General features: G+C 41.9%; 8 protein-coding genes. 3 read left to right on the top strand and 5 right to left on the bottom strand.

The window, feature by feature from the left end:
* Position 1 precedes the first annotated feature (1 nt).
* Together I0P70_RS06825 and I0P70_RS06820 are read left to right on the top strand one after the other, a co-directional pair.
* The gene (locus tag I0P70_RS06825; RefSeq protein WP_196115881.1) at positions 2-787 is read left to right on the top strand and encodes a HipA family kinase; all 786 of its coding nucleotides are present in this window, start codon (positions 2-4) and stop codon (positions 785-787) included.
* Positions 787-1662 carry a DUF3037 domain-containing protein gene (locus tag I0P70_RS06820; protein ID WP_196115879.1) on the top strand — a complete coding sequence of 292 codons (876 nt, stop codon included), beginning with the start codon at positions 787-789 and terminating at the stop codon, positions 1660-1662. Before I0P70_RS06825 ends, I0P70_RS06820 begins: the two co-directional genes overlap by 1 nt.
* A gap of 100 nt (positions 1663-1762) precedes the next feature.
* On the opposite strand, the gene I0P70_RS06815 is transcribed toward I0P70_RS06820, so the two are convergent.
* The 5 genes from I0P70_RS06815 to I0P70_RS06795 all read right to left on the bottom strand — a co-directional run bounded on the left by I0P70_RS06815 (position 1763) and on the right by I0P70_RS06795 (position 11608).
* Positions 1763-3247 carry a class I SAM-dependent DNA methyltransferase gene (locus I0P70_RS06815; protein WP_196115878.1) on the bottom strand — a complete coding sequence of 495 codons (1485 nt, stop codon included), beginning with the start codon at positions 3245-3247 and terminating at the stop codon, positions 1763-1765.
* A 55-nt stretch (positions 3248-3302) separates the two neighbouring features.
* Complete coding sequence (locus tag I0P70_RS06810; protein WP_196115875.1) at positions 3303-6506, bottom strand: sacsin N-terminal ATP-binding-like domain-containing protein; 3204 nt, start codon at positions 6504-6506, stop codon at positions 3303-3305.
* Between the two features lie 81 nt (positions 6507-6587).
* On the bottom strand, positions 6588-7823 hold the full coding sequence (locus I0P70_RS06805) for a restriction endonuclease subunit S (protein WP_196115872.1): 1236 nt from the start codon (positions 7821-7823) through the stop codon (positions 6588-6590).
* A 1-nt stretch (position 7824) separates the two neighbouring features.
* Entirely contained in the window at positions 7825-10617 is a 2793-nt protein-coding gene (locus tag I0P70_RS06800) for a DEAD/DEAH box helicase family protein (protein ID WP_196115870.1), read from the bottom strand.
* A gap of 217 nt (positions 10618-10834) precedes the next feature.
* The gene (locus I0P70_RS06795; RefSeq protein ID WP_196115867.1) at positions 10835-11608 is read right to left on the bottom strand and encodes a M15 family metallopeptidase; all 774 of its coding nucleotides are present in this window, start codon (positions 11606-11608) and stop codon (positions 10835-10837) included.
* 256 nt (positions 11609-11864) lie between these two features.
* Here I0P70_RS06795 and I0P70_RS06790 point away from each other — a divergent pair, with 256 nt between their 5' ends.
* Positions 11865-12305, top strand: coding sequence for a hypothetical protein (locus I0P70_RS06790; RefSeq protein WP_196115865.1), 441 nt, complete (start codon positions 11865-11867; stop codon positions 12303-12305).
* Positions 12306-12351: the final 46 nt, after the last annotated feature.

Genomic DNA, 12351 nt, shown 5'->3' with positions numbered 1-12351 from the left:
ATTGATTCCTGTATTTGATGCTCTAATTAAGGTTGAACGAGATTTGCATGGCTCATCACGTCCTTGGATTGTAACTATAAACAACAATGGAAGGCTTGAAGAGTATGTGATAAAACTATTCGATAATCGAAACTTAATGCAGGTCCCATTGCATAATAAAGAGTTGTATGCAGCATGTCTTGCGGAAGAGTTTGATATTCCTACACCAGAATATGCATTAATTAATCTTAATCAGGCCTTCATTCAAACATTAAAGGGTGAAGACAGATTACGTATAGAAGAGCTAACAGTAAAGGTTGTATTTGGATGCAAATATTATGAAGGCTATTCAGATCTTCCTGTTTCAATAAAGACAAGTTTAATTAAAGAATTAAGCCCTGAAACAGTGTTTGCATTTGACGTGTTGATCATGAATTTTGATCGCACTAGGACTAGAAAGCCAAATTTAATTATCAATGGTAATGATTACTATTGTATTGATCATGAGCATAGTTTGTATGTAAATCGGGTTTTTAGTAAGTATGACATCCAAGATTGGGGTCCTTTTCGTACTAGCTCAACAAGCCATGTTTTTTTTGATTTTCTTAGAAAGAGTAATAATGTAGATTTCTCATTATTCATGGATTTGTTAAGAAGTTTTAGAACATCTTGTCTTGATAAAGCTTTTAATGTACTAAATGATAACAATATGAATACTGAAGACTTTGAAGAAACCAATGCATATCTTCAGGATGTTATTAATAATAAACAAAAGTTTCATAATTTGCTGAACGATTTAATATCTTAATGACAGGTACATTCCAATATACAGTTCTTAAATACCGACACTCCTTTATTGCAGGGGAAGTGTTGAATATTGGTATTCTTTTCCTGTTAGCAGATGGGAGAATAGAATTCCATTATCCTTCTAAGCTAAGTCGTATATCATCTTTGTATCCAAAGTTCCCAACATCATTCGTCAAGAACACCTTATCATCTTTTAAGTCAACAGCTAGTAAATTATCAAAGAAGCCTAATGCAAATATTATTTATCAAGAGAGCTTTGAAAGCTTACTAAATAATAATTTTTTGACAATTAGCTCTGGTTCGTTGTTCTTTGATGAAGTGAAACAAGGAGTAAGTATAAGTGACAATAAGTCTCTAGTTGAGCATTACTATAATCTATACCTTGGGAATTATGAGGAAGAAACTCATCTAATAAAAAATGAAAAGTACATTCTTGATAAAGTGAAGACGATCATCAAGGATAGGTTTTCTCCGGTTATTGAATCGAAGTTAAGGGTAAATAAAGTAATCAATGATCCCAATGGGAACTTCACTGAAAGCTTTGATTATGGATGGCTAAACGGTAAGTTGAATCTCATAACACCTATCGGTTTTGATCTAGCACAAGAGCAAACTTTTGAAAATAAAGCATTTCGTTGGAATGCGATTCTTAACTTCTTGAAAGAACCTGCAGAGAAAGAAAATATCAAATTTGATATACTTCTTACAAAGCCAACTGATAAGCATCTTGAAAGAAGTTACTTTAAGGCTCGTGATATAATAGAAAGATCAAATGCACCTTTAAAGTTTGTTGAGGAAAATGAATTCAATAGCTATTTGAAAAAAGCAGTTGATGTTGTCTTAGATCATAATCCAGAATTAACACAAAGTCTTTAAATAAAAAAGCTTAGCTAATTGAAGCTAAGCTTCTTTATTTAAAGACTTTGTAAAGAGTTATGATACTTAGAAATTGGTAAAAGTACACTATTTCATAACCCTACTTCTCCAACGCCACCAAAATCGTTCTAAAACTCTCCAATCCCGCTTCCAAATTCTCAATAATATCCTCCGCCAATACATCTGGGTCAGGCAGGTTATCCAAGTCAGCAAGCGACTTATCTTTTAGCCAGGTAATGTCCAGACTGGTCTTGTCGCGGGCGATGATCTCTTCGTAAGTGAACTTGCGCCAGCGGCCTTCGGGGTTTGTTTCCGGGTGGTATGTTTCGGTGCGCTTGTGGCGGTTCTCTGGGTTATAAAGCGTGATGAAATTGCGCAGGTCTTCCAGTTTGAGCGGATTTTTCTTTAAGGTATGGTGCACGTTGGTGCGGTAGTCGTATACCCAGATTTCCTTCGTCCAAGGGTCTTTGCTGCTCGGCTTGTTATCGAAGAACACCACGTTGGCTTTCACGCCCTGTGCATAAAATATACCTGTCGGTAGGCGCAGAATGGTGTGGATGTCGGTTGTTTCGAGTAGCTTCTTGCGAACCGATTCACCGGCACCGCCTTCAAACAGCACATTGTCTGGCAATACCACCGCGGCCATACCTGTGGTTTTGAGCATGCTGCGGATGTGCTGCAGGAAGTTGAGCTGTTTGTTGCTGGTGGTGGCCCAGAAATCCTGACGGTTGTAAGTCAGGTCTTCTTTCTCCTGTTCACCGTCCGCATTGGTAAAGGTTTGGCTGCTCTTCTTACCAAAAGGCGGGTTCGCCAGTACATAGTCGTAGCGCACACCAGCATCTGCAATAAGCGCATCGGCAGGGGAGATGAAGTTGTCGCTATCAATGTCGCCGATGTTGTGCAGGAACAGGTTCATCAGGGCTAGGCGGCGGGTGCTGGCCACAATCTCGTTGCCGAAGAAGGTATTATACTTCAGGAACTGCCGTTGCTCCCGATCCAGCTGATGGTGCTCCACCAGGTAATCGTAAGCTGCCAGGAAGAAACCACCTGTACCGCAAGCCGGGTCGGCAATGGTCTTCATCGGCTGCGGGTTCACGCATTCCACCATGGCTTTGATCAGGGCGCGGGGGGTGAAGTACTGGCCGGCACCGCTCTTGGTGTCTTCGGCGTTTTTCTCCAGCAAGCCTTCGTAAATGTCGCCTTTGTCTTTCACGCCCATCATCAGCCACTGCTCGTTGTTGATCATAGCGATGATCTTGGAGAGCTTGGCCGGGTCCTGTATTTTGTTCTGGCTCTTGGTGAAGATCTGGCCCAGTATACCTTTCTCTTTGCCTAGTTCGCGCAGCATGATGGTATAATGCGCTTCCAGTTCAGCACCTTTCAGATCAACCAGGCTTTCCCAGTTGTATTCGGCAGGTATAGGCATCTGGCGGTTATGAGGTGGCTTGGTATACTCATCTGCCATCTTAAGGAATAGCAGGTAGGTAAGCTGTTCCAAATAGTCGCCGTAGCCCACGCCGTCGTCGCGGAGAGTGTTACAGAAGGACCATACTTTAGAAACTATAGCGGAGTTATTGTTGCTCATATGTTTAAGAAAGACTGAAGTACCATTTTAGGTACTTTAGTAAACAGATTTTGAATTATAAATTTTCTGAAATTACCGCTCCCTTTTTCAAATTGACTACAAAGTTTATTGGATCAGCGATAATTTTTCCTTCGTGCCAAAGCTTAATAGGATTTTTAATAATTTTGGTGTGTTTGGTAGGTTTGCCAGCATTAAATATGCAATAAACCCAGTATAAATCTCCTTCACCATTATCATGTAATTGGCGAGCACTTTCCCACTGGGTACCTGAAATTATATGTTTCTGAGTGATGGACCCTACCGAGGTTTTAACCTCTACATATCTTATGATTTCCCCATTTTCTTTAACAATAAAATCATAACCTCGGCCTGTTCCTTTTTTATTGAGGTTTATTATTTCTACTCCAGAATGACCGGCAAATTCTACAATAAGCATTTGTTCTACATCTTTCTCACCCCAATTACCAATTTCTTTTAGGGTTTTAGCCGAAATATTAATATCAACATCATCGATATCCTCCTCATCGTTTGATGGGTATTCACTATCTTCTCCTAAATCTTCTGATTTAATTGTAGAGCCGTCTGCGCTAGAGGAGTTGTTTGGAAGTGTAAAAGTACTTTCTAAAAAGTCTTCACTTAACGGAATAGCTGCTTCTACATTAGTTCCAGCTTCAATTTCGGGTTCAAACTTATAGGAATCCTTATTTGTATTAGCTTGCTTTTCATCCCATTCTTGTTTAAACTTTTTCAATTCTTCATACTCCTTTACCTCATCCTTAGATAAAACTTTACAGCCAGTTTTTTCTTCAAAAATTTTAACTTCATCTAACTTGAAACCAAGGAGATTAGCTAAAGTGCTAGTAATATCTAACTCATTTTTGTAATCGGCAGGTAATTCCTCGAGCGTTGTATCCTTAGGTGCTTTTAACTCACCCTGATCAGTGATTAACCATGCAGTCTCATGCAAAAGATTAAAGAACGCTGCGTCAAAATAAATATATTTTTCTCCGTAGTATTTATATACATAAATACCCTTAAAGAAATGTTCCTTATTCCAGCCTGTGTAAGACTTTAATGAATTACAAAGGAGTTCCCAAATGATAATTGATTTTTCAAAGGTGATTCCTGACTCAAAAATGTCATTTAAGCCGTCTAAAGAGTAATCAATTGGATCTTTATCCCAAGTACATCCATCGTAAGCAGATCTTAATCTTTTCTTTTCTTCGTTAGAAAAATTTGCCTTAAAAGGTAATCTGCGTGGCACTGATGAAACTCCTAAGTCAGTTAAAAAGCTTCTAATATTAAGTTTATGGCTTAACTCAAGCTCAAGAATTTCTTTAGCTACAAAGTCCACTGAACTGTGCTCGAAATAGCTAATTAGTAAAGGATCTGGGAGATAGGATAATGCAGGGATCGTTAAAGCATAATCCTTCGAATAACTATCTTGAACTAGTAAAAAACTAGTGGCTTTAAGATCTTGGATCAGAATTGTTTTTTTATCCGAAGGTGCTTTTTCATAAGCTGTTACAATCTTAATTAAATCTTCTAGGTATTCTTTTGAGGTATAATATTTTGGTTCAGCATTTTCAAATTTTGGTATGACAAACTCATTTACCTCGTCTAAAAGTTTTGGAGCAGTAAGGCCCAACTCTTCAAAAAAGTTTAAAGCCTCCTTAACAGCTGATATACGTTTTTTTATAGTCAGATAGTCTGATCTGTCTTTAGTGGGAAGGTAAATATTAGGCTTCCCAGTGTTACTAAAAGGAACAACTTGATTATTGAATTCATCACGAATAATAGCCTTATTTCGAAGAATCCAAGCCGCATTGTTTTTTTGTTTTGGCGTGTCTTTCCACTGTAATCTTGACTTATGAATCGTTTTATAAAATTCTACCATCCATTTATCAGTTTGTGCTGATAGAAACTCAGTGGTAAGTTCGTTGGCAAACTTTGTAAAATCTGGTTCAGGAACATTTAAATCCCGATTAAAGAAATCACGGAGGACTTTGGTTTTGTTTTCAGTGATATTCTTGTCAATCCAATATTTTCTGCCAAATAATTTTTTAGCCTGTGCAGGACTTAGTAGTTCCGCCAGGTCTGCACTACCTGTTAAAAGTACATCATTAGCAGACGCAAACCCCCCATTTGTTAATGGTATTAATTCATTTTTGGATAATAAAACATTTTTAAGTGCATTGTAAAAATGTTTATAGATTTCTGAACGACTACATTCTTCCTTGTTAACAGGAAAATTATTTAAGAGAGTCGCATTGATTAGGTTCATTTCCTTTAGTTCAGGTAATAAATCAGCAAATAACTGAGCTGCCGCTTCCTGTAGCCTTTTGTTGCCTTCTTCTCCATCAAGAATATTATCTCGTGCTGGAGTTGTAGCAAAAGGAGCATGCATTAGAAAACTTAAATTAGTTTCCTTGCCAGTAGGAAAATAAACATATAGTGGTGAGCTATTTAATTTAGTAATGGCTCTTTTCTTACCTGTACCGGTTAGGTTAAAAGCTAACTGTACCTCTAGTGATTTATTTTCAAATGTAATGGCCCGTTTAGCTACTAGGAATTCTAAAACCTTATGATTCTCGAAAAGCTTTATTCTTTCAACCTGAAGACTTTTCGATTTTGTTTTCTCTCTAATGGTCTTTTTATCAAGATGAATGATAGAACCATTAAGGTTGATTGTAATTGATTTAAGATGCTTAAGAAAAAGCAAATGACTTGGCCCAAAACTTTTTAGTTCTTCCTTAAGCAAATCAAATGTTGATTCTTTGGCTTTTTCTTTATGATTGAAGGGTAACTTGATTTTTGTTTCTTTACTCGGTTCAGGAGTAGATAAAATGGATGGAACTATATAATCTTTAATCTCAATATGGAAATCGCCGGATTGAATTTGAGGAGAAGATGTAATAGCGTAAACAGATTTAAACCCGATTCCAAACCGGCCAATTGCATTAGCTTTTAACTTTTTTAAGTTATTGTCTCCAAAATTGGAAACGGATTTTATATCATTAAAAGTGAACGGGTTACCATTATGTTTAAAAACAAGTTCGTTATCTGTAAGATCAAAATGTGCTTCTGTAGCATTCTCGTCTTCAGCATTTTGGAGTAACTCAAAAATAAAGTGAGCTTGCTTGTCGTAGAGCTGCTCCGCAATTATTTTATGCGAATTATCATTACTCTTCGAAAGCAAATCAGCCAAATGGCGACGATTATTTGCTAATTCTTTAAGCTGTTCCAATGCTGAAGCCATATTTTCTTTTTATAAGGTTGAAATCACATTATTGAGAATAGGTAATTTTTATACTTAATGATATTAGAATCTTTCGGACTATTAAGCCATTTTAACTTCTGACTTCCTGACTTTAACCAACTTCCCCTCAAAAGCCTTCTTCAAAATACTCTGCCGCAATGTCTCTGCTTGCTGTATACCTTTTGTTATAGTCTCTTCCACTTTGTCGCAAACACTCAAGCGGCTTTCTATTTCCTGAACGATTTGATGTTGTTCTTCAAGGTTAGGAAGATGAACAGGAATATTGTTTACAATTTTTAAGTTCAGATTAGCCATAGTTGTTCCGCCAGCATTTTGTTCTAAATACTTTTTAACTGTATCGTTGCTTAAATAAAAGTATAAGAATTCAGGATCAACTAATTCTGTGTTGGGTCTAACGAATAAGCTACCAGTGCCACAAAACCAGCCATCTTCTTTGGATGTAACTAGTGCACATCTTCCCATTTCGCCCCTTCTTCCCATTATAACATCTCCTTCTCGGAGTATGTAGTTAGGTAAAGTGTCTCGTTTTGCAACAGAGATACTATATGAACTATCAGCTTTAATCAATCCGGCTACGATGTGCATGGGATTAATTAATGGAATCCCACCTTCAATGTAATCTTCTTTATGTAGCTGAGTGCCAAATGGACCAATTTGGATTTTGTCAGATATTTCTGATAAAGTTGTTGCTGTATATCTATTCTTGTCAACTTCAAAAGCCCACTTCAAAACGGCTTGACGATATACCTTGAGTTGTTTCAGGGCAGTTTCTAATTGCTCTTTGCCTTTGTCTAATTCGCTGAACAGTTCTTCTATTTTTGAAACTATCTCCTGCTGCTCGGAAAGGGGAGGGAGAACAAAAGGAATTTCAATTAAACTTCCTTTTGTTAATTTCAATCTTGTAGTACCGTTTACAAACTCTCTGTAGTTAATTGAGTTAAGGAAGTGAAGTATATACTTGTTAAGAGTAACGGAGTCTTTTTCTTTTAAAATATGTGCATGATTGTTAACCCAAGTTCTTCCTTTGATTAAGTAAGCTTTGGATTTAAAGATATCTAAGAAAGGAGCTCCGTCTTCCCCTATAAGTATAAATTCCCCCTCAGTTAAAAAATCGTCAATCCATCCAACCTGTCCAGTCGCACCATAGTATGGAAATAACTCTTCTTGCTTCTTATCGGCAATTCTTTTTTGCCTCTCAGTAGAATTTATAGGTTTTCTTAAATTGTCTAGTACCTGAACTACTTCACCCAACTTCTTCACTTCCCAATGTGCAGGAAGTATACTTTTATCAATCATGCTACGCTGCTAACTCCTCGTTTAATTCATTCATAATTTCGTCGGTCTTCTCTTGAAACAAAGACCACATTTTACCCAAACCACCGTGTGCGTTAAAAGGGCTCAGGTCAAAGTCATCGCGCTCAATCCGGAAACTGTTGGCTACATAATCCTTTATCATGCGGAGCCACTGCATTTGCTCTTCACTAAACTTCAAAGCACCTGCCTGTTTCCGGAATACCCAATCCTGAAAATTGCGATCCACGGTTTTGTCGTAAGCCGTCAGTTTCTCGTCCAGACCGCTCACCCGCCGTATCAGCGCCACCAAAGCCATCATCTCGTTCTTCGGCTTTCCCTCTACTTTTTCCAGCTGCTCGTAAGCCCGCCAGATGTTGAGCGGGGCCATGGCAGGTTTGTCGGCTTTCAACGCCTCTACCAGTTCCTTCAACATTTTGTAATTGAGCTCGCGCCTTTGGTAAGGCTGACCGTAAAAAAGCTGCAAAGCTACGATTTCTGTTTTGTGTTCTTCTATCCAGCTTCTGAAATGGTTTACCAGGTTTTCCGCCTCTGCCTTGTTGTCCTTCACCCATCCGATGTTCACCAGTTCGTCCGGGTTGATGTGGTCGATGATCTGGTCGTACTTCCGGCGGATATCCACCACAAAATTGCGCAGCTCGTAGTCGTTGAAAACAGCTACCGCCTGCTCCACCAGTTGCTGGTGCTGCTCCTGTATCTTAGTTTCAATAGTAGCGGGTGCAGCACCTGGGTTTTGGGCTTTTACCTGCTCTGTTATACCTGCCAGGGTATCTGGGTCGTGCGCGTGCAGCAACTGCTTCACCACCTGGTTCAAGGTATAGCCGTTGGCCTTTTCGGCAAAAGCCATTTTCTCTTTTTCGCTTATCTGCTTGTCGAGCCTGATCAGGCGATTGGCCAGCGTGGTCAGCATGGCCTCGTCGGTATTGCCCATCGCTATACCTTCCAGCACCTGCTTCAGCGAGAGTCCTGGCTTCTTCTCCAGCGGTCGGCTGTCGGTCTTTCGGCTTTTCTCCACGCCAATGGCATCGATGATCACAAAATGGTCTTTGGTAAGCTTAGCCGATGGGGTGCCCGAAGCCCGCAGGTCCTCCAGACTCAGGGTGCGCGTACCGCGGCCTTTCATTTGCTCGTAATAGCTACGGCTCTTCACGTCGCGCATAAACAGCAACACCTCCAAAGGCTTAATGTCGGTGCCCGTCGCGATCATGTCCACAGTCACGGCCACACGCGGGTAGTAGCTGTTTCGGAACTGCGTGAGTACGCCTTTCGGGTCTTCGGTGCGGTAGGTTATCTTTTTGCAGAACTTGTTCTCTTCGGCAAACTCTTCGCGCACAATGTTGATGATGTCATCGGCATGGCTGTCGCTCTTGGCGAAGATCAGCATTTTAGGCACTTCGAAATCAGTCAGGTCGCGACCTTCCCCTGCATAGCGGTCAGGGAACATGGTGGGCAGGTTATCCCGCACAGCTTTAATGATCAGTCTGATTTGGTTCACGTTCACCACCTTGTCGTCGAGCTGCTTGTTGGTATACTCCACCTCTTCGTCCAGCTGGTTCCAGAACTCTTTTCGGGTCATTTTTTCGCGTGAGCTGACATACTCACCCAATTCTATTTTCGCGCCCTGCTGCGTTACTTTGGTTACAATCTCGAACACATTGTAAGGCACCAACACGCCATCTTCCACAGCTTTCTGGTAGCCATAGTCGCAGACCAGGTTTTGGTTGAAATAGCCGAAAGTGCGGTTATCCGGTGTGGCCGTCAGACCGATCTGGAAAGCGTCGAAGTAATCGAGCACCTGCTTCCAGAGGTTGTAAATACTGCGGTGGCACTCGTCAATCACCACGAAGTCAAAAAACTCCATCGGGATTTTCTCATTGTATACCACCGGCATCGGCTCTTTGGGCTGCCACTTGTTGCCCTCGTTCGGGTTTTCCTCTTCGTCTCTTTCGTCGAGTGGCGTGCCTTTCAAAATAGAGTAAAGGCGTTGGATGGTACTGATGTAAACCTGACTGTCGTCCGGCACAAAGGAGCTGCTGAGTCGGGTGAGTCCGTACAGCTCCGGGAAAAGTCGGTTATCGTCCTGCGGCAAAAATTTTCGAAACTCCTGCTCGGCCTGTTCGCCCAGGTTTTTGGTATCAACCAGAAAAAGCACCCGCTTGGCTTTGGCGAATTTGAGCAGTCGGTAAATAAAAGTAATCGCCGTAAATGTCTTGCCCGAGCCTGTCGCCATTTGTATCAACGCCTTTGGCCGATTTTCCCGAAAAGACTGCTCAAGGTTCGTAATCGCCTCTACCTGACAATCGCGTAAACTATCCTTTGCCAGTTCAGGTATATCGTAAAAGCGGGCACGTAAGGTCTTGTCTTCCTTTATCCATTTCTGAAAAGTCTCTGGTCTGTGAAAGGTAAAAACAGCTCGGGAGCGGGGCTTCGGGTCGCGGTAATCGGTAAAGCGGGTCACCAAACCCGTGCTTTCGTACACAAAGGGCAGCGGATTGTTATTGATATGCTTCAGCTTAGCGGTGGCATAAGCAATAGACTGATCTTCATGCACCGTCAGTTTGTGGCCTTCTTCCTCACGCTTCGCCTCAATAATGCCTACTGGCTTCGTATCTACAAACAATACATAGTCGGCAGGCCCCACATCCGTCTGGTATTCGCGAATGGCTATACCTGTAGCAGCTGCCAAGTTCACTTTGTTCTTATCCTGTATCACCCAGCCAGAAGCAATCAGCAAATCGTCAATCTGGTCGCGGGCAATCTGTTCAGGGTTTTGGTTCATTTGCAGAGCTTGGATTCAGGGCAAGATCGTGTTGTCACATTAATTGTCTTGAAATATATAGCTTTTTGCTGATTTTAACATTAGGTGAAGCTGATATTTTGCTAATCGAACTGATTTTAGTTCAAGTGAAAAACTTTTGAATCTTATCTGCTTCTACTGCGAGTACATTTTTTTAAGTATAGCTTAGTCTAATTTGCAATTCGCGAATTGCAAACTATCACCCCACCCAAGCCACTTCAAAATGCATCCCATCCTGCCTCGTAAAATGCCCGCCCCAGTAAAACCCATTCTGATGCGCGATCTGCACGAGCTGCCGTACTGATCCCTTCTGCCCGACAAGTGCCGGTAGGGTACCTAGCTTGTTCCAGGCGTAGTTAATGTCGAAAGCCGTGCCGAAGGCGTGGTTGCTGAGCACCGTGCGACTGCCCCGGATGAAGCGCGGCACGTAGGCTCCTTCCCAGGTATGGACGAGGTGCAGCAGATTGGCCCGCTCCCAGTCGCGCCAGAGCTGCACGAGCTGGTCGGCGGCGAAGCGGTGGAAATAGACTGTGGCGCTGCCTTTGACAGGTATAAGCTGCGGCACTTGCACGGGTATAATATGACGGCGGTCCCAGCCATCGGTGATGCGGATGTTTTCGGGGTTGCCAGGTATAGGGTGGGGGAGATAATTGAAATAGCCGAATACCTTGGCCCGGTCGGCATGGCTGAGCAGTGGCCGGAATGGAGGACGCGGTGGCCAGTGAGCACTCAGTATACCTGTGCGGTCATCGGCCAATATCCCGAAGCCCAGCGTCATGGCCATACCTGTTGTTTTGTTACCCACAATGCCATCGGGCTGCAGGCTATTCTCCAGCTGAAAAATGATGGTGGCTGCTTTGGTCTTCTCCCCGAAAATGCCATCTGCTATACCTAGGTCATATCCCTGCCCAACCAAAAAATACTGCCATTTCCGGACATCATCGTCCCTGCTTCCAATTCTGAGTATCTTCATGTTTATTGCATTTTGTATATATTTAAATCTTCAATTTAATACGAGATAAATACACAGTAGCTTCGGGGTTAAAAAAATAGTGCAAAAAAAGTAGGGAAATAAGTGCGCTTGGTTTAATTTGCGCTGCAGGAGTCTCTGGTAATTGTCCGGCTAAGTCAAAAAATGAAAATAATTGACGGCGCAATAAGAGAGGGTTGCTGAAAAGTGATATTTGTATTTTTAAGGCCCTGCGATCTGGCTGACAGGTGCAATTCCGATGAAACATCATACCATTACACCACCCGAAAACCTGCAGCAGGTATGTTGCCTTTCAACCGATTTTGTTGAGATCATACACAACCCGTTGTATGCAATGCTGCTTGTGCGATGGCTGCGACCGGTGCAGAGCCATGAATACCGCTTTGGGATAGAGGAAACAGGTCGTGTGCTGTTGGAACTGGGACTAGAGAAACTGATCGTGAACAACCAGCGCATGGGCGTGCTAACAATGGATGACCAGGGGTGGCTGGCGTCTATCTCCATCAGGATGATCTCGCAGAGCAAGCTGAAACAGCTGGCGATCATTTCTTCCACCGATTTCTTTCAGCAGCATACCAACGAGAAGCTCGACAGCAGAGTAAAAGAACAGACCCCGTTTTTTGACACCCAGTACTTCCTGATTGAGCGCGAAGGGCTGGAATGGCTGAAAGCAGCTTAAACAAAAACGCCGCCTCCCATCAGGAGAGCGGCGTCTTGTAACACAC

This window comes from Pontibacter sp. FD36, assembly GCF_015686655.1.
In the GTDB taxonomy this organism is placed as follows: domain Bacteria; phylum Bacteroidota; class Bacteroidia; order Cytophagales; family Hymenobacteraceae; genus Pontibacter.
This window is presented reverse-complemented; position numbering and strand designations above follow the sequence as displayed.